Source organism: Cupriavidus sp. CP313 (assembly GCF_054072015.1).
In genome coordinates, this window is record NZ_JBSVZB010000003.1 from 358,418 (window position 1) to 382,199 (window position 23,782).

Consider the following 23,782-nt stretch of genomic DNA (forward strand, 5'->3'; position numbering starts at 1 on the left):
CGGGATGCTCAGGCCGTGTCGCCCGGCGCGGCCTGCTGCCTTGGCCTGGACGGCTCCGCCGCCCGTGCCAGCGCCCGCTCTTCCCACCCCGGCGGCACCACGAACCCGCGCGAGCATTCGCGCCACCAGCCCGGCGCCTCTGGCCCGGCTGGCTCCAGTTCGCACAGCATCACCGGCGATTCGCGCCGCCAGCCGTGATCATGGCGCGGGTCGGCAAAGCGCTGCGCCAGCATCGCGTGCAGCGCGCCGACATCTTCCGTGCCGGATTCGGGCACCAGCGCGCCCGACAACCACCCGGTACGCGGCAGGCGGCACCAGCGCAAGCCGGGCCGCGCGGCCGCGCGGGCGGCCCAGCCGTCGAGCGTGGACCACCAGCCGTGCAGATGGTCTGGCGCGATGCCCAGCACATCCAGCCCCGGCGGCACCCGGCCATCGCGATAGAACAGCCAGCCCAGCAGGTAGACCTCGCTGCGGTCCACCGTATGTCCCAGCAGGGCCTGTGCCTCCGCCGTGCAGCCCAGCGGGAGCTGGCGGTGCACGATGTGGCCCAGCTTGTCGCCAAGGCGGTCGACCAGGTTCGGGCCGACGAAATCCTGCGCCCGCGGCACCTGGCTATTGCCCGGGGCCATCAGGTAGAACTTGGCCGCCATCTCCCAGTGGACCACCGCGCCCGACGCCTGCTCGCGCCAGATAAAGTCCAGCTCGCCCAGCGTGCGGATACCCTGCCGCCCTGCGCGCCGCACCGGCACGTTGGCAGCCAGCAGCGACAGCCCCTGCATATGGCGCAGCGCAAAATGCAGCAGCCGCTCGGCATGGCGGCCCAGGCGCAGGCTGCGGCTGGCGGGGTCCTGATCGGGATCGTCGGCGGAGGGGGCGGCGTGGCCGTCGGCCAGTTCGTCGATGGTGGCGGGCAGCGTGGCGGGGTCCGCGGCTTCCAGCCAGTGCTGCCAGGCGGCCAGGGTGCCGGCGGGCCAGCGCGCCGGGGCCGCGCCCGGCACCGCCGCCAGCAGCGGCGGCGAGAGCGTGGTCCAGGCCAGGTCGCGCGTGCGCGCCGACGCGGCGCGGCGCCACAGCGGCGGGCCCGACGGCCTGTTGCCGTCGCCGCCGCGGGTCAAGGAGAGATCAGGCCCCAGCTCCCGCACGGTCATGGACCTCCCTGGCCAGGCACAGGTCTTCCCAGGCGCGCGCCTTGTCGGTCAGGGTGCGCAGCAGGTAAGCCGGATGGTAGGTCACCACCACGGGGATGCCTTCATAGGTATGCACGGTACCGCGCAGCTTGCCGATCGGCGTGGTGGTGCGCAGCAGCGACTGCGCCGCAAAGCGGCCCAGCACCACGATCACCCTGGGCTTCACCAGCGCGATCTGGCGGCGCAGGAACGGCTCGCACTGCGCCACCTCCTCGGGCTCCGGGTTGCGGTTGCCGGGCGGGCGGCACTTGAGCACATTGGCGATAAACACATTGCGCCCGCGCGCCAGCCCGAGCGAGCCGAGCATATTGTCGAGCAGCTTGCCGGCCTGGCCCACGAAGGGCTCGCCCTGCAGGTCCTCGTTCTCGCCGGGGGCTTCGCCCACCAGCATCCATTCGGCCTGGCGGTCGCCTACGCCGAATACGGTATTGGTGCGGGTCTGGCACAGGCCGCACGCGGTGCAGCCGGCCACGGCGGCGTCCAGCGCCGGCCATTCCATGCTGGCGATGGCACCTTCGCGCCCCGCTTGCGCCGAGCCGGGTTCCGGGCCGGCGGGGACCAGAGGCGGTGCAACCGGTGCCCTGGAGACAGGCGGCGCCACTGGTGCCGGCACCGGCACGGCGGGTTCAGCAACCACTGCGGCAACCGCTGCGGCAACCTCGGCCACAGGCGCCTCGGCAACAGGCGTCGCTGCCTGCGCCACGGCCGCCTCCGGCGCGGCCTCTGCCTGCGCATCCGCGCGCTCGCGCGGCACCCATTCGGTCGGAATGCCCAGGACTTCCAGGAACTGTGCGCGGCGGTTCATGCCCTGCCCTCCGTGCCTTCATTGGCGGCGGACTCGGCCGGCCAGTTGCGGCGCAGCACCAGCGCGTCCTCACGCTTGCTGCCCAGGGCCGGGTAATAGCCCTTGCGGCGCCCGATCTCGGCAAACCCCGCCGCCTGGTACAGCGCGATCGCCCCGGTATTGGACGGCCGCACTTCCAGCAGCATGGTATGGATGCGGTGCGCGTGCGCGGTGGCCAGCACCACCGCCAGCATCAGCCGCCCCAGCCCCTGGCGCTGGCGCCGCGGCTCGACGGTGATATTGAGCAGGTGCATTTCATCGACCACCGGCATCAGCACGGCGTAGGCCACCAGCGTGCCGGCCGGGTCGCGCAGCGTCAGGCCGAGATGCCCGGACTTGACCGAGTTCTCGAAATTGCCGCGCGTCCACGGATGGCTGTAGGCACGCGCCTCGATGCCCGCCACGGCCTCCAGGTCGAGCGCGCTCATGCGGCCCAGCGCCCAGCCGTCCGGCAGCGCCGGCATGGCCGGCACGGCCGGCCAGTCGTTGCGGTGATCGAGCGGATAGGCCGCGCTCACGATGCGCTCCCGGCCTGGGCCGCGGCACGGGCGGCAGCGGCGGCTTCGCGTTCGGCAATGGTCTGGGCGACCTTGTCGCGCAGGTAGATCGGCATGGCCTGGTCGGCGTCGATGGCCTCGCCGCGCGCCAGTGCGCGCAGTGCAATGGCGACCATCGGCTGCGCATGGGGCATCGCCTCCGGCAGCACGCGCGCGGCACGCGCCAGGCCCGCCAGCCGCTCGCCGAAGACGGTGGCTGCGTTGCCGGCCAGCCAGAAATCGCCGTCGGGCAGCGGCACGGTTTCCGGCGCACTGACCCGCATCGGCGTGATTTCTGCCCATTCCTGCACGCTGGCATGCCAGCGGAAAGCAGCGGAATAGGCTTCATCCATGCGCGCGTCCAGCGCCACCAGCACCGCGGTGTCGTCCGGCAGCGCCGGCGTGGCGGCCCGCGCGCGCTCGGCACAGGTCATCAGGGTATTGACCGGAACCACCGGCAGCCCGGCGCCGAAGGCCAGCCCCTGCGCCACGCCGCAGGCAGTGCGCAGGCCGGTAAACGAGCCCGGGCCGGCGCCAAAGGCAATCGCAGCACAGTCCGCCAGCGCGATGCCGGCTTCGGCCAGCAGCTCGCCGGCAGCCGGCAGCACGCGTGCCGACGAGCGTGCGCCAGTGTGCTCATGGCGCACCAGGCACTCGACTCCGGCACCCGGCACCGCACGTCCGAGCGCGACCGAGCACCACTCTGTAGAAGTTTCAACAGCAAGAATCCAGGACATGGCGCGATTGTATCCGGTGACGCCCGGAATCGAGGGCTTCTTCGGTTTTATACGGACGGCGCGGCGGCGCCGGGCGGCTATCATCGGCCTGCACTTTCGCAATCCAGACAGCACACACGGAGGAACCCCCATGAGCGACCTGCAGGCACGCTTCGACCAGGCCCAGATCGACGTCAAGCAACTGAGCGAGCGCCCCAGCAACATGTCCCTGCTGCGCCTGTACGCCCTGTTCAAGCAAGGCAGCGAAGGCGATGCCCACGGCGACAAGCCGGGCATGACCGATTTTGTCGGCCGCTACAAGTTTGAAGCCTGGGAAACCCTGCGCGGCACCGCGCGCGAACAGGCGATGGAGCAGTACGTCGCGCTGGTGGAGGAACTGCGCAGCGGCGTAGCCAGCTAACAGGGCAGCCAGACCCGGCGGCTTCAGGCCGCCGGCACCGGCCGCGGCCGGATCCGCCACGCCGCGAACATCGCGCTGGCGATCACCACGCCCACGGCCAGGAAGGTTTCATCGAAGGCACGGATGCGCGCCGCCTGCACGGCGGCATCGCCGGCCTGGCCCAGCACCGCGCCGTGCTCCGCCAGCCGCCATTGCAGCCCCACGCCGGCCAGGCTCACACCGATGGCGCCGCCCAGCTGGCGCAGGAAGTTGATGCAGCTCGAGCCCTGCGCGATCAGTGTGAAGTCCACCCCCCGCATTGCCCCAAGCGTCAGCGACGGCAGGATGCAGCCCAGCCCGATCCGCCCCAGCACCGCCAGCGCCACCAGCACCAGATAAGGCGTGGCGCGCGACCCCAGCGCCATCAGCAGGAACGACAACGACAGCAGCGCCAGCCCGAACGACACCTGGATATGCGGCGCGATCTTGTGGGTGAAGCGCCCCGATACGGCAATCGTCAGCGCCAGCACCACGCCCGCCGGGAACAGCACCAGGCCCGCGCGCGATGGCGTGTATTCCAGCGCCATCTGCATATAGACCGGCAGCAGGTAGGTTGAGCCGAACAGCCCCGCTCCGTAGATAAAGGCCACCACCGCCCCGGCCGCGAACTGCCGGTAGCTGTAGAGCCGCAGATTCATCAGCGGATACGCCGCGCGCAGCTGCCACAGCACGAACGCCACCAGCATCAGCACGCCAAAGCCCGACAGCGCCAGGCCTGCCGGCACGCTCTCGCTCATCTCCACCACGCCGTTGAGCAGGCTTACCGTGGCAATGCCGGCCAGGCCCAGCCCGCGCCAGTCCAGCGGCTGGCGCTCGCCCATCATGATCGAGTCCACCGCCATGAAGCGCCGCGCCATCAGCACGCCAATCAGCGTCAGCGGCACCACCACGAAGAAGATTGAACGCCAGCCGAAGGCCTCGACCAGGAAACCGCCCAGGCTGGGCCCCAGCGCCGGCGCCAGCACCACGCCAAAGCCGAACATGCTGATCGCCTTGCCCTGCTCACGCTCTTCGAAGACGCGCAGGATCAGGATATTGGGCAGCGGCTGCATGATGCCCGCGGCGATGCCTTCGGCCACGCGCATCGCGATCATCACGCCGTAGGTCGGTGAAAAGCCGCCGAATAGCCCGCCCGCGCCCAGCAGCAGCGAGGCCCCCAGGAAGGTGCGGCGCAGCCCGTAGCGGTTCAGCAGCCAGGGCGTCAGCAGCATCGACAGCGTCATCGCAATCATGAAGCTGGCCGCCACCCATTGCGCGCGCTCCTGCCCCAGCACGAAGTGCCGGCTCAGGTCCGGAATCGCTACGTTGATGATGGTGGACGAGACGATCGACGAGATCGTGCCCAGCATCAGCGTCACCAGCACCAGCCAGCGCAGCCGCTCGCCGTAGCGCGCACGCAGCGCCAGCCGGGTCGGCAGACCCGGCCGCTGGCCGGAACCCTCCGGCGTGGCGGGGCCCTCGCTCACCCCAGCCGTCCGGTGTCAGCGATCTCGCGGATCTTGCGGACGGTGTCGATATCGGCCTCGTGGTAGGCGGATTTGACGATCTCGGCGTAGCGGTCATCGCCGCTGGCGTCGACCGCCGGCATGGTGGTGTCGTAGACAAAGCGCAGCAGCAGCGCGCCCGGGCCCGGGGTCTCGATCGCCATGGTCAGCGTGCCGCCGGCATGCTCGGCCGTGGCCGCGGTTTCATAGCGCACCTGCCGGCGCGACTCGAACACCACATGATCATGGATCGACGCTTCGCCAAAATGCAGCACGCGATCGATCCAGTTGTCGCCGCGGCCGACTACCTCGGCGCGGTCCAGCCCCAGCACGAAGAGTTCGGGCGACTCGGCGCGCAGCACCAGCCCTTGCCACAGCTGGTCAGGCGTCAGCGGATCCAGTTGAGGATTGCCCGGATCGTTGATCTCAACCAAGTGCTCGAAACGCAACTTCATTCTCCCTGTCTGCAGTGATTCGATATTATGAAGTCTCCGCGTGTTCGGGAGACCTTTTTGTCTACGCGGTGCAACATGGCTTGACATGGGCCCTTGCCCTTTATCGACCAACATCCACGCTGACTGGAGTCCCGCATGAGCGCCGCGCCGCTGCCTGAAGCCGATCCCCTGCAGGTCCTCGTCTACGCCGACTCGCTGTGCCCGGCACGCGCCGGCGCCCGCCGTTCCCGGTGCGCTGGCCCGGCCGGCTGGAGCTGGGCCTGAACGCCGACGGCGGCACCCCGGTGCGCATCATCGAAGACTGCCTGAACGGCCGCCGCACGGTCTGGGACGATCCCTTCAAACCCGGCCGCAACGGCCTGCAGGGGCTGGCGCAGCGCATTGAAATCCACTCGCCGCTGGCACTGGTGGTCCTGATGCTGGGCAGCAACGATTTCCAGTCGATGCCCCGCACAACGCCTGGCACGCCGCCCAGGGCATCGCCACGCTGGTGCAGGCCATCCGTAGCGCGCCGATCGAGCCGGGCATGCCGGTGCCGCCGGTGCTGGTCGTCACCCCGCCCCCGATCCGGACCCCGCGCGGGCCGCTGGCGCCCAAGTTTGCTGGCGGCGAACATAAGTGGACGGGCTAGCGCGCCGTTCCTGCCACCTGCCTGCGGCCTGCTGAAACATCACTCCTGACAGCAGGTGTCAGGAGACCCGGAGCACAATGCGGCCGCTCTCACACGGAACGCTGCCAGGAGGCTGTCATGGAGTTGCTGATCAATATCGATGTCGACGATCTGCCGCGCGGCATCGACTTCTACGCGCAGGGGCTTGGCCTGAGGCTGAACCGCAAGCTGTTCGACGGCACCGTCGCCGAAATGCTGGGCGGCAATACCCCGATCTACCTGCTCGCCAAGCCCGCCGGCACCCGCCCCACCACCCGCGCCGACACCCGGCGCGACTACCGCCGCCACTGGACCCCGGTCCACCTCGACTTTGTCGTCGCCAACCTGGAACAGGCCATCGAACGCGCGCTGGAAGCCGGCGCCGAGATCGAGGACTGGCCGCAGGACTTTGACTGGGGGCGGCAGGCAAGGCTGTCAGACCCGTTCGGGCATGGGTTGTGTTTTATCGAGTGGAAGGACGCGGGGTACGAGGCCGTAGCCGGCTGAGCCCGCCGTACCTGCGACGCCAGCGGTTTTCGGACTATTCGCGTATCCGTGACCTGGCCCGGATGTCACATTTCCATGCGGCATCGCGCTTGCCTGTTTCTCTGACACTCGCGTTGTAATAACATTGTGCTGACACGCAACGAGGAACGAGAAATGAAAGCGACGATCCGCAAGATGGGCAACTCACAAGGTGTCCTGATCCCCAAGGCAATCCTGGCACAGCTGGGTCTGGAGAATGAAGTGGAAATGGAAATCGTGAATGACGCGCTGGTGCTCCGGCGCCCCAAGCAAGCACCGCGGCAAGGCTGGGCGGAAGCCAGCCAGGCCATCGCCGCGGCCGGTGATGACACCATGGTATTGGGCGACTTCCCCAACACCGACGACGCGGAGCTGAAATGGTAGCGCGCGGCGACGTCTGGCTGGTTGCGCTTGACCCGACCGTCGGCAGCGAGATCGAGAAGACACGCCCCTGCGTCATCCTCTCGCCGCCGGAAATGCACGACTACCTGCGCACCGTCACCGTGGCGCCAATGACCACCGGCAGCAGGCCGGCACCGTTTCGCGTCCCGGTGACTTTTCAGCGCAAGACTGGCCTGATCCTGCTGGATCAGCTCCGGACCGTGGACAAATCCCGGCTGGTCAGGCGGGCCGGCGGCCTGAGTGACAGGATCGTGGAGGACACCTTGCGGACATTGCGCGAAGTCTTTGCAGACTGAGCCGTGACACAGAAGCATTTAATGCCGGAATTCTGGCGTCATTTGGATTCATAAGCATATGAAAAAGAAATAGACGCCAGATTCATTCCCGCTGCGCCATCTGGACGCAATTGCGTTAATCTGTGGCCCTCGCCCCGGTCAGGCGATCCCTGCCCAGGCGACTGTCTCACTTGCCACATAACCAGAATTTCTCTCCTATGCGCAGCACGTCTCTCATCAAGCGTCTGGCGGTCGCAGTGTCCGCCCTTGGTTTTATCGCCGCCGGCGGCGCGTCGGCCCAGGAACAGACCATCCGCGTCGGCACCGTCAGCGGCCCCGATGCCGAGGTCTGGCAAGTCGTCCAGAAAGTGGCCAAGCGCAATGGCCTGAACGTGAAGGTCGTGGAATTCAACGACTACGTGCAGCCCAACGCCGCACTGGATGCCGGCGACCTGGACGCCAACAGCTTCCAGCACCAGCCCTACCTGGACAGCCAGGTGAAGCAGCGCGGCTACAAGATGCAGAGCGTCGGCTACACCTATATCTCGCCGCTGGGTATCTACGCGAAGAACCTGAAGTCGCCAAAGGACCTGCCGCAAGGCGCCAAGGTGGCCGTGCCCAACGACCCGTCCAATGAGAACCGCGCCCTGCTGCTGCTCCAGTCGCAAGGCGTGATCAAGCTGAAGGCAGGCGCCGGCACCAACGGTGTCAACGCCACCCCGCTGGACGTGGCCGAGAACCCCAGGAAGCTGAAGATCGTGGAACTGGACGCCGCCCAGCTGGCCCGCGCCCTGCCCGATGTCAGCGCCGCCGTGATCAACACCAACTACGCGCTCGCCGCCGGCCTGCAGCCGACCAAGGACGCCATCGCGCTGGAAGACATCCACAGCCCGTACGCCAACATCATCGTCGTGCGCACGCAGGACAAGGACAAGCCGTGGGTCAAGAAGCTGGTTGCCGCGTACCAGTCTGAAGACGTGCGCCAGTTCATGAAGGCCCAGTACAAGGGCGCGATGGTGCCGTCGTTCTGATTGCCCGTGGCACATCCGGATCGCCGTAACGCAGTCCGGCCAGCGATGCTGCGTGTGCCCGCCGGAGATGCTTGCAAATTTGTGAACCTTCGGTAAAATGCGCCGCTCACCTTGCCCAGGTGGCGGAATTGGTAGACGCACTAGGTTCAGGTCCTAGCGGTGGCAACACTGTGGAGGTTCGAGTCCTCTCCTGGGCACCAAGGTTTCAAAGCGAAAAGCCCGCACGAACGTGCGGGCTTTTTGTTTTTGCGGCCGCCAACGGATATTGAAGCGGCTCAGTGTTTTTTCGGCTGCCCCAGGGCCGGCGGCGCCGGCGGCGGCAGCGGCGTGGCAACCGGCTCCAGCCCGGTCGTTCGCACGATCGTGGCTGCCGCCGGGGACGCCAGGAACTGAACAAACCGCGAAGCCGCCGCGCTCTGGTGGCCCGCCACCATCCCGGCGCAGAAGAAGACCCGCTGCTGCAGTTCGGCTGGCAGCGGGCCGACGAAATCCAGCTCCTTGAAAGGCAGCAGCTCGCTGACTTGCTGGAAGCCGATTTCCGCATCGCCGCGGGCCACCACGGCGCCGACGCGCTCGCTGTTGATCTTGCGGGCCTTGTCCTTGATCTGGTCCGCGACGCCGAGCCGGTGGAACAATTCACCGGACAGGTAAGTCCCGCTGGCGCTGGCTGAATACGCAATCGATTTAGCGTTGAGCAAGGTCTGCTTCAGGCCCTCCACGGTGCTGATATCGGGCTTGGGCGTGCCCTTGCGGACCGACATGCCGATCAGCGACTGCGCCAGGTCCACCCGGCTGCCCGCTGCCACCTTGCCCTCCGCTATCAGCTTGTCGAGACCCGAGTCCGCCAGGATCACCACATCAAAGGTCTCGCCGCGTGCCAGCCGGCTGGGGATGGAATCGGGTGCATTGCCCATCGACGCGCCGTAGGCGGTGATGATCCGGTCCTGCGTGGCGGCTTCATACAGCGGCACCAGTTGCTGGTATGCCGCGGTGAAACCGCCCGAGGTAATCACACGGATATCGTCTGCCCAGGCGGGCGCGGCCAGCCATACCAGGAAAACCAGTGCGGCCTTTCTGGCGGCCAGGGCGGTCAGCTTCATTTCGTCTCCGTGATCTCGTTGCTGGCGCCGCAAGAGCTCCAGTCTTCCTCGTTCTTCTGCATTGCCAGAGTATTCGCGTAACACTATTCTGTGAATTGCAATGTTCTGATGATTTCATGCATGTCACGCATCAATTTCGCGCTTGAGGATTTGCAGGCATTTATCGCCACAGCGGAGAAAGGCAGTTTCCGGGTGGCCGCCGAGACCCTGCATATCTCGCAACCAGCGCTGAGCCGCAGGATCGACAAACTTGAAAAGACGCTCGGCTCACGCCTGCTCGAACGCACCACCCGCCGCGTGGAGATGACACACGTCGGCAGGCAGTTCCTGGAGGAAGCGCGGACTGCCCTGGATATTCTCGACAGCGCCGTGTTCCGCCTTGGTGACGAAGCCGCGCTCCGGCGCGGGCTGGTGACGGTGGCGGCGATACCGTCTGCCGCGGTGCATCTACTGCCCGATGCCATCAGCGTGTTTGCAGCCCGTCATCCTGGCGTGCGCGTGCGCGTGATCGACGAAAGCGCCAACGCGGCGCTGTCCAGCGTGCTGTCGGGCGAATCGGACTTTGGGCTCAACTTCATGGGTTCCCAGGAACCCAATATCGAGTTCCGCCCGATCCGTACCGAGCCCTATAGGCTGGTGTTGCGGCGCGACCATCCCTGGGCCGATCGCAAGTCTGTCGCCTGGGCGGACTTGGCGGGGCAGCGCATGGCCGGCGTGTCCAGGCAAAGCGGCAATCGCGCCCTGATCGAGAATGCCATCGCCCATCTTGCACAGCGCCCGACCATCTATTACGAAGCCAACCACGTCGTTGGCGTGCTGGCGCTGGTGGAAGCCGGCCTCGGCATGGCCGTGCTGCCGGGCCTGGCACTGCCACGCGATCATCCCCGCCTGTGCGCCATCCCGCTGATCGAGCCTGCCGTGGACCGTGTCCTGGCGCTGATACGCCGTCGCGACCGGGCGTTGCAGCCTGCGGCCAAGGCGCTGTTTGACATCCTCACTTCTGACGCTGAAATGTCCAGCGATTGACCAGCAACAGCGGCCCACCGCATCTCAACTGGATTTCTTGCGCTAAAGCCGGCCGAGGGACTTGCAAAATCCGCAGCGCGCTGTAAAATCCGGCGCTCACCTTGCCCAGGTGGCGGAATTGGTAGACGCACTAGGTTCAGGTCCTAGCGGTGGCAACACTGTGGAGGTTCGAGTCCTCTCCTGGGCACCAAGGTTTCAAAGCGAAAAGCCCGCACGAACGTGCGGGCTTTTTGTTTTGCCTCGACGGACTCGTCATTCATCCGCGCACAGCTTTGCCGCCGTCTGGTCCAGCTGCGCCTTCACCATTGCCAACAGCGAATACACGTTGTGGCAACCCTCCGAACGCTCGCTCTCGATTTCAACCAGCAACAGGAGGGCACTGAGGCCGGCGCTGATTTGCTCAAGGGAGTCGATCGTGCCAGCCGGCACGATATGCCGGGATCCTGCAGGGTGATGGGTAGACATTTGCATCGCGCTTATCTCCTACTAACCAGAGAGAGCCCGCCAGCCCAGATGAGAAGAAGGTGGCGGGCCTGACAACGGGGGTGACATACCGGGGAACCTCAGCAGAAGAAGACCCGGCCAGCCTTGCAGCTGCCCCGCCCGGCCCGCCATGGAAACATGGTTGTCCGCGCGACTCTTGATTGAATGAGATCGAATCTGCCGAGGTTCTTTCGGGTTGTCACCCCCGCTCACCGAACCCTTCGGTGAGGCTTGCAGTTTCCCGCCCCCGCTATAGTGCGGCGATAAGACGTTTCGCATTCGCCACTCCGTCACCGATCGCGTACATTATTCCTATCCAAAGGCGCGGCCGCGCCGCCTGACAAGAATCACTACGGAGTACAACCGTGGGCAAACTACAAGAGCGTCGCCATTTCCTGGGAGCCGCGCTGGGCGGCCTGCTTGTCCCCGCCCTGCCCGCCTGCGGCGGCGGCAATGACGATCCGCCCAAGCCTCCCGAGCCGGTTCCCGAATCCCAGATCACCCAGGCCATTGCCCAGCTCGACAAGCTGGCCGCCGACCTGATGGCCAGTTCCCGCGTGCCGGGCATGGCCGTCGCCGTGGTGCGCGGCAACCAAACCGTCTACGCCAAAGGCTTCGGCCGCCGGCTGGTGACCGACCCCGCGCCGGTCGATGCCGACACCGTGTTCCAGCTGGCATCGGTGTCTAAATCCGTCGGCGCTACCGTGGTGGCACGCCAGGTCGGTCGTGGCGGCATCGGCTGGGATACGCCGGTGCGCGCGCACCTGCCCTGGTTCGCGCTGTCCGATGCCGAGGCCACGCAGGCCGTCACCATCGGCGACCTCTACGCCCACCGTTCCGGCCTGCCCGACCACGGCGGCGACCTCCTTGAAGACATGGGGTACGACCGCCGGCAAGTATTGACGCGACTGCGCTACCTGCCGCTGCATCCGTTCCACGCGGTCTACGCCTACACCAACTTTGGCCTGACCGCCGCCGCCGAGGCGGTCGCCACCGCGGCCGGGATCGACTGGGCCACGCTGTCCGAGCAAGCCATCTACCAACCCCTGGGAATGACCCGCACCAGTTCGCGCTACGCCGACTTTGCCGCGCGCGACAACCGCGCCCTGGGCCATGTCAGAGTCAATGGCAACTGGGTGCAAGGCGCTGGCCGGATGCCAGATGCGCAATCCCCTGCCGGCGGCGTCAGTGCCTCGGTCAACGACATGGCGAAATGGCTGGCGATGCTGCTCGCCAAGGGCGAGTTCGCCGGGCAACGCGTGGTCGACGCCGCCGCGCTGGCCCCCGCGCTGAGCCAGCAGATGCAGAGCAGTCCCCCCGTCGACGGACGCCCTGCCGGCTACTACGGCTATGGCTTCAATGTCGGCACCACCGAGCTTGGCCTGACCTCCTACAACCACTCCGGCGCGTTCGTGGCTGGTGCGGCCACCAACTTCACCGCGTTGCCGGCGCTCAACCTGGCCATTGTGACGCTGACCAACGCGCAGCCCATCGGCGTTCCGGAAACCCTGAGCGCACAGTTCTTCGACCTGGTGCAATACGGCGCCATCCGCCGCGACTGGGGCAAGATCTACGGCGACGCATTCGCGCCGCTGCTGGCGCCGGAAGGCCGGTTGGTCGGCCAGCCGCGCCCCGCCAATCCGCTGCCGGCGCGTGCACTGTCGGCATACACCGGCACCTACCAGAACGACTACTACGGCCCGCTGCAGGTTGCCGACCAGGGCGGCACGCTGGTGATGACGCTGGGCGCCACCCCGCTGGTGCTGCCGCTGAGCCACTGGGACGGAGACGTCTTCACCTTTACGCTCGACAACGAGAACGCCACGCCGGGCACGATCTCGCAGGCAGCGTTCTCCAGCGACCGCGTGTGGCTGGAGTATTACGACCACGAAGGCTTGGGCATGTTTGTCCGCTAGTACGGCAAGTTGCCGGGCCAATTCACCCAGGAGAACGACGTATGAGTAGCTGGCTGGCAAAGGCCGTTGGCGCGCTGGGCTGCGCCCTGGCGTTCCTGGCAGGTCCAGCGTGCGCCGCGGACCCGGCGACCCTGACCATTTCGGCAGGCACGCAGCAGCGCAGCTGGACCCGCGACGAACTGCTGCGCGATCCGCGCCTGGTCGAGGTGACGGTGGATGACGACAACCTGAAGCGCCGCCTCACATTCAAGGCCATCCCTCTGACAGCCCTGCTGCGGGGCATGCCGGTGAACGACAGCGCCAGTGCCACGACCGCGGCCAGCGATGGCTATGTTTCCCACTTGCCGATGCGCCTGTTGCTGGCCGAGCGCGCCGACGGGCCACGCGCGTGGCTGGCGGTCGAGAATCCTGCCGCGCCGTGGCCAAGGCTCAAGGACCAGGACATCGGCCCGTTTCGCCTGATCTGGACCGTGCCGTCCGGCCGCGCCGCCGCGGCGATCAACGAGAGTCACTGGACCTACAGCATCGTGCGCATCGACATCACCGCGTCGCCCGCCGAGCGCTATGCAGCCATCCGGCCCGCCGCTGGCCAGCCTGCCGATGGACCGGTCATGCGCGGCTTCGCGACCTTCCAGCGCGTCTGCTTCTCGTGCCACTCCCTCAACCGGGTCGGCGATGCCAACCTCGGCCCGGACCTGAACGTGCCGTACAACCCGGTGGAGTACCTGGGCGACGACAAGCTGACCAGGCTGATCCGTGACCCGCAGTCATTGCGCTGGTGGCCGAACTCGCGCATGTCGGCCATCGACGAACAGACGCTGTCCAACGCGGACCTGAAGGACCTGCTGGCATACCTGCGTCATATGGCCGGGCGCAAGGCGGCCGCGCCCGCTCACGCAACGCGATAGCGCTGAATGACCGCCGGATCCGGGTCGATGCCCAGGCCCGGGCCAGCGGGTACCGCGATCATGCCATCCCGCGGCACCACGGCATCGCCAAGCACTTGCGCGTCCATGTCGAAGTAGCGCCATTCGATCATGGCCGCGGCATCCCCCAGCGCTGCCGTGGCATGGATACTGGCCAGCAACCCAGGGCCGTCGTAGAAGGTATGGACCATCACTTGCGTGTTGTGCGCCTCGGCCAGCGCAAAGACGTTACGCAAGGCGCTGATGCCACCCATCTTGGCCGGGCTGGGTTGCACCACATCGACGGCGCCCACGCTGAGCAGGTGCTGGAATTCCATCAGCGTGGTGGCATTCTCGCCGGCGGCGACCGGGATGGCGCACTGCTGGCGCAGGGCGGCCAGTCCGGCGTAGTTCTCCGGCGGCCACAGGGGCTCTTCCAGCCACCGTAGCGACAAGGGTCCCAGAGCGCGCGCCATGTCGATGGCCTCATGGAGTGGCCACGGGCAGTTCGTATCCAGCGTAATTTCGATGTCCGGGCCCGCCGCTTCGCGGGCGGCGCGGATGACCGTGAGGTCGACCTCATGCAGCTTCAGGCTCCGGTAGCCATCGGCGATGGCGCGCCTGACGTTGACCGCCATAGTTTCAGGATCGGCATACCGGATCAGGCTGGCATAGGCAGGCAGGCGGTCCCGGCGCGCGCCGCCGAGCAGCCGGTGAACGGGCAGCCCGGCCGCTTTGCCGCAGAGGTCCCACAAGGCGATATCGAGCGCGGACAGCCCGTAGAAGATGGCCCCGCTGCGCCCGAAGACATGGAACCTGCGCTGCAGGTCCAGGCCGATGGCGTCGATCTGGGTTGCGTCCCGGCCGATGCAGGCAGGCGCCAGCATCTGCTCGATGGCCGCCTTGACCGCCGGAATCCCCACGAATCCGAAGGTCTCGCCCCAGCCGACCAGTCCGTCGTCTGTCGTCACCTTGAGCAGCAGCGAGTCGGCGGCCTGCATCCCGGCGCCGCCCCAGACGCCTGCGGCGGAAACGCCGCCGACCGTGAACGGAATGCGCAGGACGATGGCTTCGATGCTCGCGATCTTCATGGCGCCCTCCTTCCGCTACTCGCATTCTGCCCCGCATCACATGGGGCGATGCCGGGCAGACTTCAATATAGGCGAGAAGGCAGAGTACCGAATGACCGCTCTCACCTATTCGATCGTCACCTTCCCGTCCTTCACCAGCTTGGCGAACTTGACCGTCTCGTCCTGGATCCGCTTGGCAAACTCCTGCGGCGTGCTCGCCATCGGCTCGGCCCCGACCGCCACCATGCGCTGCTGGAAGTCCGGCGATTTCACGATCTTGACGATCTCGGCGTTCAGCCGCGTCACGATCGGCGCCGGCGTGGCGGCCGGCGCCAGCACGCCGAACCAGGTGCCGATATCAAAGCCCTTCAGCCCCGCCTCTTCCAGCGTCGGCACATCAGGCAGGACGCTGGAGCGCCGCGCGGTAGTCACCGCAAGGGCGCGCAGCTTGCCCGACTTGACGTGCTGCAGCACCGGCGTCAGGGTATCGAACGACATCGTCACCTGCCCGCCGAGCAGATCGGTCGTCAGCGGGCCGCTGCCCTTGTAAGGCACGTGCAGCAGCGGCGCACCCGTCGCTGCCTGGAACTGGGTGCCGATCAGGTGCTGCGCGGTGCCGTTGCCGTTGGAGCCATAGGCAAACTCCGGCGATGCCTTCTTCGCCAGGGCCACCAGTTCACTGACGTTCGTCGCCGGCGTCTTGGCGGCATTGATGACCAGCACGTTGGGCACCATGGCGACCGTGGCAATGGGCGCCAGGTCCTTCTGGAAGCTGTAGGGCAGCTTCTTGTAGACGCTGCTGGCAATCGTATGGTGGACCGCGCCCATCAGCAGCGTGTAGCCGTCCGGCTTGCCCTTGGCGACGTAGTCGGCGCCCACGGTGGCGCCGGCGCCGGGCCGGTTCTCGACGATCACGGGCTGACCCAGGCTTTTCGACAACTGGTCGCCCAGCGCGCGGGCCAGCACGTCGGTAGTCCCGCCCGACGGGAACGGCACCACCAGGGTGATCGGCTTGGCCGGCCATTCCTGTGCCAGGCAAGTGCCGCTGAGGATAAAGCCGGCTGCCAGCACGGCCACACCGGAAATACGACGCACGAGTTCAGTACCACGCATGATTTGTCTCCTGAATGTTCTATGTTTGCAGCCGGCTTTCGGCTGATTAATGCTTGATAGCGCCTTGGTCCCCCTGCCTGATGCCTGCCTTACTGGACCTGCGCGATGCGCAGCAGGTTGGTGGTGCCGGCCACGGTGAACGGCAGGCCGGCCGAGATGACGATCTGCTGCCCGGCCACGCCAAACTGCTCCTTCAGCACGGTGCGGCTGGCCAGGTTGGTCATCTCCAGCACATCCACCACTTCATGGCAGAGCACCGCATGCACGCCCCAGGCCAGCGCCAGCCGGCGCGCGGTGGCGATCCGCGGCGTCATGCCGAGGATCGGCACTTCGGGCCGCTCGCGCGCCATCCGCAGTGCGGAGTAGCCTGAGCTGGTGTAGGTGACCGCGGCCGGCACGCGCAGCAGGTTGGCCACGTGCCTGACGGCATAGCCGATGGCATCGGCCGCTTCCGCGCGCGGCGCCGAGTGCGATGCCTGGATGGCTTCGTGATAATGCGGATCCGATTCGGTGCGCGTGATGATGCTGTCCATCATCCGCACCGCTTCCACCGGATAGCTGCCCGATGCCGATTCCGCCGACAGCATCACCGCGTCCGCGCCATCGTAAATGGCGGTTGCCACATCGGAAGCTTCGGCGCGCGTCGGCACCGGCGCGGCCACCATCGACTCCAGCATCTGGGTCGCGACGATCACCGGCTTGCCGGCCTTGCGGCAGGCGCGCACGATGCGCTTCTGCAGCGACGGCACCTGCTCCGCCGGCATTTCAACGCCCAGGTCGCCACGCGCGACCATCACCGCATCCGATGCCGCCACGATCGCTTCCAGGCTCTGGATGGCGGCCGGCTTTTCCAGCTTGGCGACGATGCCGGCGCGGCCGTCCACGATCTGCCGGATCTCCTCGATATCCTCGGCGCGCTGCACGAACGACAGCGCAACCCAGTCCACGCCCAGCGACAGCCCAAAGTCCAGGTCGCGCCGGTCCTTCTCGGTCATCGCCGACAGCGGCAGCACCACGCCAGGCACGTTGACGCCCTTGCGGTCGGACAGCGTGCCGCCATTGATCACGGTGGTTTCCGCGTACTCCGGGCCGCAGCGCTCGACGCGCAGGCGCACGCGCCCATCGTCCACCAGCAGTTCCGCACCTGGCTGCAGCGCCGCGAAGATCTCCGGATGCGGGAGGCTGACCCGCTCCGCGGAGCCCGGCACGCTGGCATCGAGATCGAGCCGAAACGCCGCCTGCGCGGCCAGTTGCACCGGACCGCTGGCAAAGGTGCCGATACGCAGCTTGGGCCCTTGCAGGTCCAGCAGTACGCCGATGGGCCGGCCACGCGCTTGCTCGATGGCGCGGATGCTTTGCAGCCGCTGCTGGTGGTCCGCATGGGTGCCGTGGCTGAAGTTGAGCCGGAACACATCGGCGCCCGCGTCAAAGAGGCGCTCGATGATGGCCGGGTCGGTGCTGGCCGGACCCAGCGTGGCCACGATCTTGGCATTACGAAGGCGTCTCATGCGGAGTCTCCAGAAGCGCGCGTCAGCAAGATCGCGCGGAAGTCGTTAACGTTGGTCAGCGTGGGACCGGTAATCACGGCATCCCCCAGCGCCTCGAAAAATCCATGGCCGTCGTTGGCTGCCAGCGCATCCTGCGGACGCAGTCCGGCGCGCCAGGCACGTTCCAGCGTGTCGGGGCCGATCACGGCACCCGCGATCTCTTCCTGGCCGTCGACGCCGTCGGTGTCGCCCGCAATCGCATGGATGCCGGGTTCTCCGCGCAGCGTCAGCGCCAGCGACAGCAGGAACTCCACGTTCCTGCCGCCCCTGCCCGCGCCCCGCACCGTGACCGTGGTCTCGCCGCCGGACAGCAGCACGCACGGTGCGGCAAACGGCTGGCCATGCCTGGCGGCTGCCAGCGCGATACCGCCCATGACCTTGCCGACATCGCGGGCCTCGCCTTCGATGGCGTCGCCCAGCATGTGCACGGCATAGCCGGCCTCGCGTCCCACCTGCGCCGCCGCTTCCAGCGCCAGCCGGGGCGTGGCGATGAACTCGGTGCGGATGCGCGGCAGGCGCGGGTCGCCGGGCTTGAGCGTCTCGGCCGCGTCGGACGCCAGCACTGCCATCACACTGGGCGGAAGGTCGATCGCATACCGCTTGACGATGTCCAGCGCATCGGCGCGTGTGGTCGGGTCAGGCACGGTCGGGCCCGAGGCGATATCGATGGGGTCATCGCCCGGCACATCGGAGATCAGCAGGTTCAGCACGCGCGCCGGATAGCACGCGGCTGCCAGCCGGCCGCCCTTGATGGCGGACAGGTGCCGGCGCACGCAATTCATCTCAGAAATCGTGGCGCCGGACTTCAGCAGCGCGCGATTGACGCGCTGCTTGTCGTCAAGCGTGATGCCGGCAAGCGGCAGCGGCAACAGCGACGATCCGCCGCCGGAGACCAGGCAGATCACCAGATCGTCCTCGGCCAGGTCCGCCACCATCGCCAGCATGCGCTGTGAGGCCGCCAGCCCGGCATTGTCCGGCACGGGGTGAGCGGCCTCCACGATCTCGATGCGCGAGCACGGCACCGCATAGCCATAGCGGGTAACGACCAGGCCTTCAAGCGGCCCCGGCCATGCCGCTTCCAGCGCGCTCGCCATCGCCGCCGAAGCCTTGCCCGCGCCAATGACGATGGTGCGTCCGCGCGGCGGCGGCGGCAGGTGCCGCGCCAGGGTCCTGGCCGGCTGGGCGGCTGCGACCGCCGCATCGAACATGCGCCGCAGCAACACGTTGGGCTCGGAATATTGCAGGCTCACGAAACGGCCCTTGCGCTCAGGCGGCCTTGGCTTGCTGGCCAGCGGCAAGCAGGTCGCACACCGCCTTGGTCACCTCAGCGGTAGTCGCCTTGCCGCCCAGGTCGCCGGTATGCAGCGCGGGGTTGGCGGTGACGGTTTCGACGGCCCGCATCACGCGCTGCGCCGCCTCGTTCTCGCCAATGTGTTCCAGCAGCATGACCACCGACCAGAAGGTGCCGACCGGGTTGGCCAGGCCCTTGCCCATGATGTCGAAGGCCGAGCCGTGGATGGGCTCGAACATCGACGGGTAGCGGCGCTCCGGATCGATATTGCCGGTCGGGGCGATGCCCAGGCTGCCGGCCAGCGCCGCGGCCAGGTCGCTCAGGATGTCGGCATGCAGGTTGGTGGCGACGATGGTGTCCAGCGAGGCCGGACGGTTCACCATGCGCGCCGTGGCCGCATCGACCAGTTCCTTGTCCCAGGTGACGTCCGGGAAATCCTTGGCCACCTGCACGGCCACCTCGTCCCACATCACCATGGCGTGGCGCTGCGCGTTGGACTTGGTGATCACCGTCAGCAGCTTGCGGGGACGCGACTGGGCCAGCTTGAAGGCAAAGCGCAGGATGCGCTCCACCCCTACGCGGGTCATCATGCTGACGTCGGTGGCTGCCTCGATCGGGTGGCCCTGGTGCACGCGGCCGCCCACGCCCGAATACTCGCCTTCTGAGTTCTCGCGCACGATCACCCAGTTCAGGTCTTCCGGGGCGCAGCGCTTGAGCGGCGCATCGATGCCGGGCAGGATGCGCGTCGGGCGCACGTTGGCGTACTGGTCGAAGCCCTGGCAGATCTTCAGGCGCAGGCCCCACAGCGTGATGTGATCGGGAATATGCGGGTCGCCGGCGGAGCCGAACAGGATGGCATCCTTGTCGCGCAGCGCATCCAGGCCGTCGGCCGGCATCATCACGCCGTGCTGGCGGTAGTAGTCGCCACCCCAGTCGAAGTCTTCGAATTCAAAGCGGAAGTCTGCACCGGCAGACGCCAGCGCCTCCATCACTTCACGGCCGGCGGGCACCACCTCCTTGCCAATGCCATCGCCGGGGATCGTTGCAATGCGGTACGTCTTCATCCGTGTCTCCTGGTCCAGATCGATTCAAGTACGAGTTGAGTGCGTGGGGCGGATTCTGGGCCGTGGACAAGGTTTTGGATCGCTTGTAGAGTTAAACCATTGTTAACCTGAAATTAAAGATGGAATGGCGTTATCGTCCGGCATCCAACCGTCAGAACTGGGATTCTTCACGTCAGTGGCCACGGCAGGCAGCCTGAGCGCGGCCGCGCGCGACCTTGGGATCACTACCGCCGCGGTCAGCAAGCGGCTGGCGCAGATGGAAGCGCGCATCGGCATGCCCCTGGTGACCCGCACCACGCGGCGCATGAGCCTGACGCCGGAGGGCGAGGTCTACCTGGAGCACGCCCGGCGCATCCTCAGCGAGATCGACGACCTGGACCAGATCCTGACGCGCTCCAAGGGCCGGCCGAGCGGCCTGCTGCGGGTCAATGCCACGCTGGGGTTCGGGCGCATGCATGTGGCGCCGGTGATTTCCGAGTATGTCGCCACCTACCCGGAGGTCGATGTCCAGCTCCAGCTCTCAGCCGACCCGCCGCCGCTGACCGAAGATGCCTTCGACGTCTGCGTCCGCTTCGGCCAGCCGCCCGACGCCCGCATCGTGGCCAGGAAGCTGGCGCCGAACCGGCGCCTGCTGTGCGCCTCGCCCAAGTACCTGCGCAGCCACGGCACCCCGCATATGCCCTCCGACCTGCGCCAACACAACTGCATCGGCATCCGCCAAGGCAGCGACGCCTATGGCGTGTGGCGCCTGACCTCAGGCAAAGGGGCAAAGGCGCGGACCGAATCGGTCCATGTGCGTGGCAACCTCACCACCAATGACGGCGAGATCGCGGTCAACTGGGCGCTGGAAGGCCACGGCATCCTGATGCGCGCCGAGTGGGATATCGAGCGGTTCCTGCGCAGTGGCCGGCTGGTGCAGGTACTGCCGCAATACGCGACGCCGGAGGCGGACATCTATGCCGTTTATCAGCAGCGGCACCAGCTGTCGTCCCGGATCCGGCTGTTCGTGGAGTTCCTGGCGGCCAAGTTCAGTGAGTTTGGGAAGTAGCCGCGGCAAGCAGTCGGGCGTTCACGCAGGCGAAAGAAGCTCAACGCCTATTGACTCTCGATCCACTGAATCGCGAAGCGCATCAGCTCCTTGCCGTTAGGAATATCCAGCTTTTCCTTGATGTTGGCCTGATGTGCCTCGACGGTCTTGACGCTGCGATTCAGTTTCTCGGCGATCTGGCGGGTGCTGAAGCCGAGTCCGATCAGGTGCAGGACTTCGAACTCCCGTTCCGACAGGCTCGCGATCGAGCCCGCCGGGATTCTTTGAGGAGCCGTCAGGGCCCGCGCCAGTTTCTCATGCATGGCGGCGCTCAGGTAGACATTGCCTGCCAGCACCTCGCGGATGGCATTCACAATATGCTCCGTGGCCTCGAGCTTCATCAGATACCCGTTTGCTCCAGCCCGCAGTGCGCGTTCGGCAAACAGTGTTTCGTCATGCATGCTAAGGACAAGGATTGCCAATTTTGGATAGTGTTGCCGGAGCGTCTTGACAAGATCCAGGCCGGAGTTCGAGTGCAGACTGAGGTCCACAATGGCCATGTCGGGCTGGCAGGTCATCAACGCCAGAGCATCTTCGGCACTGCCGGCCGCACAGCAGACGTGCAGGTCCTCATGCAGATTCAGCATTTGGCTTAACCCCTCCCGGATAATGGGGTGGTCATCCACGATCAGGATCTGCGTTGCGCGGCCCGGGCTAGATGGCTTCTGTCGCATGGCCCGGACTCTCTGGTATCGGATAACTGATGGCAACCGTGGTGCCACCCAGGGCATTGCGGGTGATCGTGCAGAAGCCGCCCAGGAGGCTCGCCCGATGACGCAGGTTGTGAAGTCCCAGTCCCGAGGCACGCTCCATTTTTTCCGGGTCGACCCCCACCCCGTCGTCACTGATGGAAAGCCGCTGCATCCCGCCTTCGCGCTCCAGGTCGATCCCGATGTGGTGTCCCTGGCTATACTTCAGCGCGTTATTCACGGCTTCCTGTGCCGCACGGTAAAGGTTGATCTGCATCGGCGGATCCAGCAAGTCCACGTCTGATCCGATGCGCAGCGTGCAGTCTATGCCATCCAGCGCGCAGGTCGTCTGCGCCAGCCCCTGCAGTGCGACCGCAAGGCCACCAGATTCCATGGCGACCGGGTCCAGGCCATGGGCAATCTTGCGAGTCATCAAGGACGCCTGCTTCACCAGTCCGACGATGGTAGCCGCGTCCGCGGCGGCTGGGTGGCCATGCTTCTGCAGTGTTTGATTCAAGGTGGTGCAGTAGAAGCCCAGGCTGGTGAGGTGCTGCCCGAGGCCGTCATGCAGTTCCCGGCCGATGAGTCTCTGCTGCTGATCGCCGATTCGGATCAGTTCCGCCTCCAGCAGACGACGCCGCGCCATCTCCTGCTTCAGTTCATGGTTTGCTCGCTCCAGGTCCCGGGTTCGCTCTTGCACGCGCCGCTCCAGTTCGATGTGGGATGCCTGCAGCAGGCTATGGACGCGTTTCTCCTGGGCATGTGCCGCCACCAGCAGCAGCCCGGTTACTGCCACGACGTTCGCGAAGGCGCACCATCTCACAAGGCTATCCACTGGAGACTCGGCGGCAAAGGGACCGGTGCCGTTCGTGGTGCCCCAGATGGCCACGATTGAGACCAGCAAGGTTGCGAAGGTGGTGCCCAGGTGATCGAAGCGCAGCGCCGCCCAGATGATGAACGGAAGAATCGCCAGGGCTGAAGGATAGTAGCCGTGCCCGGCAAGTTCGGGAGCGCCGAAGATGAGATAACTCGCCCAGAGGATTGCAACGGTCAGTCCGCACGCTTCCACGGCCTGCTTTGCGGAGCGCACAGGGCTACGGCTCGCAAGCAAGCTGAGCAGGGGCGGGGCCACCACCAGCACCCCCATCATGTCACCGAGCCACCATTCCAGGACTGCTTTGCCGTACTCGGAAGCCGACACCCGGCCCGCGCCAAGGAGGGCGGTCGCGCCAATCAGGGCACTCACTGCCGTGCTGACCGTCGCAGCCAGGATGATGAAGGCCAACACGTCCCTGATGCGGTCGAGGGTGATCTGGAATCGGGCCACGCGCTTCAACAACAACGTGGCCGTCAAGGCTGCAGCCGTCGCGCCGAGGCCAATCAGCGCGGCCATTGGCAGTGGCACGCCGACCGACATATTGGCAAGAAAGGAGCCAATGGCAATTCCGGGGGCGGCTGCGAAGCCCATGACAAGGAGCGCAACGAGGGCGATGCCGCTGGAAGGCCACACCAGAGACACTGCACCGCCCACTACTGCATAAGCAAGCCCCAGCTTTGCACTTGCGTAATACGCCAAAGCGACAAATCCGGCATGGACGAAAAGTCTGAGTCTTAAGTTGCGCGGGATAATAAACATTGCTCGCTTCAAACCTCGGGAACAGACACTGTCACATCCAGTCATTTCTATCGTTAAGCGGAATGACGACACTCTTGCGAAAGTGAATGTTCCATGCACCTGCGGCAGATCACGAGCCTGCACCGAATCGATGCAAGGCGAAGTGCTGCAAAACCATGGTGCCGCAACACTACTATGAATCTACGTCAGAACTCCCCTGCGCGGTAAGCGTAGCCGGATGGATTCGATCGCCACCGCGCAGTAATGCAGGGCTGAGTGCCCTGCCCACCGGCTAGGGCAATCCCCTAGCCT

The 23,782-nt window shown here is 66.4% G+C and carries 24 protein-coding genes, 2 tRNA genes and 1 pseudogene; 12 read left to right on the forward strand and 15 right to left on the reverse strand.

Annotation, left to right across the window (positions count from 1 at the left end):
* Positions 1-8: 8 nt before the first annotated feature.
* From ACW4E8_RS06075 to tsaB, 4 genes are read right to left on the reverse strand one after another with little or no spacing between them, the layout of a single operon-like run.
* Entirely contained in the window at positions 9-1,148 is a 1,140-nt protein-coding gene (locus tag ACW4E8_RS06075; RefSeq protein WP_456803688.1) for a DUF1853 family protein, read from the reverse strand.
* The gene (locus ACW4E8_RS06080) at positions 1,123-1,992 is read right to left on the reverse strand and encodes a uracil-DNA glycosylase (protein WP_456803689.1); all 870 of its coding nucleotides are present in this window, start codon (positions 1,990-1,992) and stop codon (positions 1,123-1,125) included. The genes ACW4E8_RS06075 and ACW4E8_RS06080 overlap by 26 nt, the downstream gene beginning before the upstream one ends.
* Entirely contained in the window at positions 1,989-2,549 is a 561-nt protein-coding gene (rimI, locus tag ACW4E8_RS06085) for a ribosomal protein S18-alanine N-acetyltransferase (RefSeq protein ID WP_456803690.1), read from the reverse strand. Before rimI ends, ACW4E8_RS06080 begins: the two co-directional genes overlap by 4 nt.
* Positions 2,546-3,304, reverse strand: coding sequence for a tRNA (adenosine(37)-N6)-threonylcarbamoyltransferase complex dimerization subunit type 1 TsaB (gene tsaB, locus ACW4E8_RS06090; protein WP_456803691.1), 759 nt, complete (start codon positions 3,302-3,304; stop codon positions 2,546-2,548). Before tsaB ends, rimI begins: the two co-directional genes overlap by 4 nt.
* A gap of 130 nt (positions 3,305-3,434) precedes the next feature.
* On the opposite strand from tsaB, the gene ACW4E8_RS06095 reads away from it, so the two are divergent.
* Complete coding sequence (locus tag ACW4E8_RS06095; RefSeq protein ID WP_456803692.1) at positions 3,435-3,704, forward strand: acyl-CoA-binding protein; 270 nt, start codon at positions 3,435-3,437, stop codon at positions 3,702-3,704.
* 23 nt (positions 3,705-3,727) lie between these two features.
* Here the strand turns inward: ACW4E8_RS06095 and ACW4E8_RS06100 are convergent, their stop codons facing one another.
* Positions 3,728-5,209: a DHA2 family efflux MFS transporter permease subunit gene (locus tag ACW4E8_RS06100; RefSeq protein ID WP_456803693.1), complete on the reverse strand. Its 1,482-nt coding sequence runs from the start codon at positions 5,207-5,209 to the stop codon at positions 3,728-3,730.
* On the reverse strand, positions 5,206-5,682 hold the full coding sequence (locus ACW4E8_RS06105) for an SRPBCC family protein (protein ID WP_456803694.1): 477 nt from the start codon (positions 5,680-5,682) through the stop codon (positions 5,206-5,208). The genes ACW4E8_RS06100 and ACW4E8_RS06105 overlap by 4 nt, the downstream gene beginning before the upstream one ends.
* 135 nt (positions 5,683-5,817) lie before the next feature.
* On the opposite strand from ACW4E8_RS06105, the pseudogene ACW4E8_RS06110 reads away from it, so the two are divergent.
* The 6 genes and pseudogenes from ACW4E8_RS06110 to ACW4E8_RS06135 all read left to right on the forward strand — a co-directional run.
* Positions 5,818-6,310 (forward strand): annotated as a pseudogene (locus ACW4E8_RS06110) (GDSL family lipase); the annotation flags it as partial.
* 120 nt (positions 6,311-6,430) lie between these two features.
* Positions 6,431-6,838: a VOC family protein gene (locus tag ACW4E8_RS06115; RefSeq protein WP_456803695.1), complete on the forward strand. Its 408-nt coding sequence runs from the start codon at positions 6,431-6,433 to the stop codon at positions 6,836-6,838.
* A 153-nt stretch (positions 6,839-6,991) separates the two neighbouring features.
* Positions 6,992-7,240, forward strand: coding sequence for an AbrB/MazE/SpoVT family DNA-binding domain-containing protein (locus ACW4E8_RS06120; RefSeq protein ID WP_456803696.1), 249 nt, complete (start codon positions 6,992-6,994; stop codon positions 7,238-7,240).
* Positions 7,234-7,554 carry a type II toxin-antitoxin system PemK/MazF family toxin gene (locus tag ACW4E8_RS06125; RefSeq protein ID WP_013957017.1) on the forward strand — a complete coding sequence of 107 codons (321 nt, stop codon included), beginning with the start codon at positions 7,234-7,236 and terminating at the stop codon, positions 7,552-7,554. Before ACW4E8_RS06120 ends, ACW4E8_RS06125 begins: the two co-directional genes overlap by 7 nt.
* A gap of 197 nt (positions 7,555-7,751) precedes the next feature.
* Positions 7,752-8,564 (forward strand): MetQ/NlpA family ABC transporter substrate-binding protein, encoded by an 813-nt coding sequence (locus ACW4E8_RS06130; RefSeq protein WP_456803697.1) that lies wholly within the window; start codon positions 7,752-7,754, stop codon positions 8,562-8,564.
* Positions 8,565-8,677: 113 nt separating this feature from the next.
* A tRNA-Leu gene (locus tag ACW4E8_RS06135) sits at positions 8,678-8,764 on the forward strand.
* A gap of 75 nt (positions 8,765-8,839) precedes the next feature.
* Here the strand turns inward: ACW4E8_RS06135 and ACW4E8_RS06140 are convergent.
* Complete coding sequence (locus ACW4E8_RS06140; RefSeq protein WP_456803698.1) at positions 8,840-9,664, reverse strand: substrate-binding domain-containing protein; 825 nt, start codon at positions 9,662-9,664, stop codon at positions 8,840-8,842.
* A 120-nt stretch (positions 9,665-9,784) separates the two neighbouring features.
* Between ACW4E8_RS06140 and ACW4E8_RS06145 the strand changes: the two genes are divergently transcribed.
* Together ACW4E8_RS06145 and ACW4E8_RS06150 are read left to right on the forward strand one after the other, a co-directional pair.
* Positions 9,785-10,690: a LysR family transcriptional regulator gene (locus ACW4E8_RS06145; RefSeq protein ID WP_456803699.1), complete on the forward strand. Its 906-nt coding sequence runs from the start codon at positions 9,785-9,787 to the stop codon at positions 10,688-10,690.
* 103 nt (positions 10,691-10,793) lie between these two features.
* Positions 10,794-10,880, forward strand: a tRNA-Leu gene (locus tag ACW4E8_RS06150).
* Between the two features lie 62 nt (positions 10,881-10,942).
* Here ACW4E8_RS06150 and ACW4E8_RS06155 read toward each other — a convergent pair.
* A complete protein-coding gene (locus ACW4E8_RS06155) occupies positions 10,943-11,161 on the reverse strand; it encodes a hypothetical protein (protein WP_436221934.1) in 219 nt (72 codons plus the stop codon).
* A 377-nt stretch (positions 11,162-11,538) separates the two neighbouring features.
* Here ACW4E8_RS06155 and ACW4E8_RS06160 point away from each other — a divergent pair, with 377 nt between their 5' ends.
* Together ACW4E8_RS06160 and ACW4E8_RS06165 are read left to right on the forward strand one after the other, a co-directional pair.
* A complete protein-coding gene (locus tag ACW4E8_RS06160) occupies positions 11,539-13,089 on the forward strand; it encodes a serine hydrolase (protein ID WP_456803700.1) in 1,551 nt (516 codons plus the stop codon).
* Positions 13,090-13,130: 41 nt separating this feature from the next.
* Complete coding sequence (locus ACW4E8_RS06165) at positions 13,131-13,997, forward strand: c-type cytochrome (RefSeq protein ID WP_456803701.1); 867 nt, start codon at positions 13,131-13,133, stop codon at positions 13,995-13,997.
* On the opposite strand, the gene ACW4E8_RS06170 is transcribed toward ACW4E8_RS06165, so the two are convergent.
* The 5 genes from ACW4E8_RS06170 to ACW4E8_RS06190 form a co-directional block, all read right to left on the reverse strand.
* A complete protein-coding gene (locus ACW4E8_RS06170; protein WP_456803702.1) occupies positions 13,982-15,085 on the reverse strand; it encodes a mandelate racemase/muconate lactonizing enzyme family protein in 1,104 nt (367 codons plus the stop codon). The genes ACW4E8_RS06165 and ACW4E8_RS06170 overlap by 16 nt on opposite strands.
* Before the next feature lie 105 nt (positions 15,086-15,190).
* Positions 15,191-16,177: a tripartite tricarboxylate transporter substrate binding protein gene (locus tag ACW4E8_RS06175; RefSeq protein WP_456803703.1), complete on the reverse strand. Its 987-nt coding sequence runs from the start codon at positions 16,175-16,177 to the stop codon at positions 15,191-15,193.
* Between the two features lie 89 nt (positions 16,178-16,266).
* Positions 16,267-17,685 carry a pyruvate kinase gene (gene pyk / locus ACW4E8_RS06180; RefSeq protein WP_456803704.1) on the reverse strand — a complete coding sequence of 473 codons (1,419 nt, stop codon included), beginning with the start codon at positions 17,683-17,685 and terminating at the stop codon, positions 16,267-16,269.
* Positions 17,682-18,932, reverse strand: coding sequence for a glycerate kinase type-2 family protein (locus ACW4E8_RS06185; RefSeq protein WP_456803782.1), 1,251 nt, complete (start codon positions 18,930-18,932; stop codon positions 17,682-17,684). The genes pyk and ACW4E8_RS06185 overlap by 4 nt, the downstream gene beginning before the upstream one ends.
* 58 nt (positions 18,933-18,990) lie before the next feature.
* Complete coding sequence (locus tag ACW4E8_RS06190; RefSeq protein ID WP_456803705.1) at positions 18,991-20,079, reverse strand: tartrate dehydrogenase; 1,089 nt, start codon at positions 20,077-20,079, stop codon at positions 18,991-18,993.
* A gap of 124 nt (positions 20,080-20,203) precedes the next feature.
* Between ACW4E8_RS06190 and ACW4E8_RS06195 the strand changes: the two genes are divergently transcribed.
* Positions 20,204-21,127, forward strand: coding sequence for a LysR family transcriptional regulator (locus ACW4E8_RS06195; protein WP_456803706.1), 924 nt, complete (start codon positions 20,204-20,206; stop codon positions 21,125-21,127).
* A gap of 47 nt (positions 21,128-21,174) precedes the next feature.
* Here ACW4E8_RS06195 and ACW4E8_RS06200 read toward each other — a convergent pair whose 3' ends face one another.
* Complete coding sequence (locus ACW4E8_RS06200) at positions 21,175-21,840, reverse strand: response regulator (protein WP_456803707.1); 666 nt, start codon at positions 21,838-21,840, stop codon at positions 21,175-21,177.
* Entirely contained in the window at positions 21,821-23,491 is a 1,671-nt protein-coding gene (locus ACW4E8_RS06205) for an MASE1 domain-containing protein (RefSeq protein ID WP_456803708.1), read from the reverse strand. The genes ACW4E8_RS06200 and ACW4E8_RS06205 overlap by 20 nt, the downstream gene beginning before the upstream one ends.
* Positions 23,492-23,782 lie beyond the last annotated feature (291 nt).

What these genes read in the sequence shown, in the direction of transcription:
- ACW4E8_RS06075 (WP_456803688.1), bottom strand. Translation starts at nt 1,148, where the DNA reads ATGACCGTGCGGGAGCTGGGGCCTGATCTCTCCTTGACCCGCGGCGGC.
- ACW4E8_RS06080 (WP_456803689.1), bottom strand. Translation starts at nt 1,992, where the DNA reads ATGAACCGCCGCGCACAGTTCCTGGAAGTCCTGGGCATTCCGACCGAA.
- tsaB (WP_456803691.1), bottom strand. Translation starts at nt 3,304, where the DNA reads ATGTCCTGGATTCTTGCTGTTGAAACTTCTACAGAGTGGTGCTCGGTC.
- ACW4E8_RS06095 (WP_456803692.1), top strand. Translation starts at nt 3,435, where the DNA reads ATGAGCGACCTGCAGGCACGCTTCGACCAGGCCCAGATCGACGTCAAG.
- ACW4E8_RS06105 (WP_456803694.1), bottom strand. Translation starts at nt 5,682, where the DNA reads ATGAAGTTGCGTTTCGAGCACTTGGTTGAGATCAACGATCCGGGCAAT.
- ACW4E8_RS06115 (WP_456803695.1), top strand. Translation starts at nt 6,431, where the DNA reads ATGGAGTTGCTGATCAATATCGATGTCGACGATCTGCCGCGCGGCATC.
- ACW4E8_RS06120 (WP_456803696.1), top strand. Translation starts at nt 6,992, where the DNA reads ATGAAAGCGACGATCCGCAAGATGGGCAACTCACAAGGTGTCCTGATC.
- ACW4E8_RS06125 (WP_013957017.1), top strand. Translation starts at nt 7,234, where the DNA reads ATGGTAGCGCGCGGCGACGTCTGGCTGGTTGCGCTTGACCCGACCGTC.
- ACW4E8_RS06130 (WP_456803697.1), top strand. Translation starts at nt 7,752, where the DNA reads ATGCGCAGCACGTCTCTCATCAAGCGTCTGGCGGTCGCAGTGTCCGCC.
- ACW4E8_RS06140 (WP_456803698.1), bottom strand. Translation starts at nt 9,664, where the DNA reads ATGAAGCTGACCGCCCTGGCCGCCAGAAAGGCCGCACTGGTTTTCCTG.
- ACW4E8_RS06145 (WP_456803699.1), top strand. Translation starts at nt 9,785, where the DNA reads ATGTCACGCATCAATTTCGCGCTTGAGGATTTGCAGGCATTTATCGCC.
- ACW4E8_RS06155 (WP_436221934.1), bottom strand. Translation starts at nt 11,161, where the DNA reads ATGCAAATGTCTACCCATCACCCTGCAGGATCCCGGCATATCGTGCCG.
- ACW4E8_RS06165 (WP_456803701.1), top strand. Translation starts at nt 13,131, where the DNA reads ATGAGTAGCTGGCTGGCAAAGGCCGTTGGCGCGCTGGGCTGCGCCCTG.
- ACW4E8_RS06170 (WP_456803702.1), bottom strand. Translation starts at nt 15,085, where the DNA reads ATGAAGATCGCGAGCATCGAAGCCATCGTCCTGCGCATTCCGTTCACG.
- ACW4E8_RS06175 (WP_456803703.1), bottom strand. Translation starts at nt 16,177, where the DNA reads ATGCGTGGTACTGAACTCGTGCGTCGTATTTCCGGTGTGGCCGTGCTG.
- pyk (WP_456803704.1), bottom strand. Translation starts at nt 17,685, where the DNA reads ATGAGACGCCTTCGTAATGCCAAGATCGTGGCCACGCTGGGTCCGGCC.
- ACW4E8_RS06185 (WP_456803782.1), bottom strand. Translation starts at nt 18,932, where the DNA reads ATGTTCGATGCGGCGGTCGCAGCCGCCCAGCCGGCCAGGACCCTGGCG.
- ACW4E8_RS06190 (WP_456803705.1), bottom strand. Translation starts at nt 20,079, where the DNA reads ATGAAGACGTACCGCATTGCAACGATCCCCGGCGATGGCATTGGCAAG.
- ACW4E8_RS06195 (WP_456803706.1), top strand. Translation starts at nt 20,204, where the DNA reads ATGGCGTTATCGTCCGGCATCCAACCGTCAGAACTGGGATTCTTCACG.
- ACW4E8_RS06200 (WP_456803707.1), bottom strand. Translation starts at nt 21,840, where the DNA reads ATGCGACAGAAGCCATCTAGCCCGGGCCGCGCAACGCAGATCCTGATC.
- ACW4E8_RS06205 (WP_456803708.1), bottom strand. Translation starts at nt 23,491, where the DNA reads ATGTTTATTATCCCGCGCAACTTAAGACTCAGACTTTTCGTCCATGCC.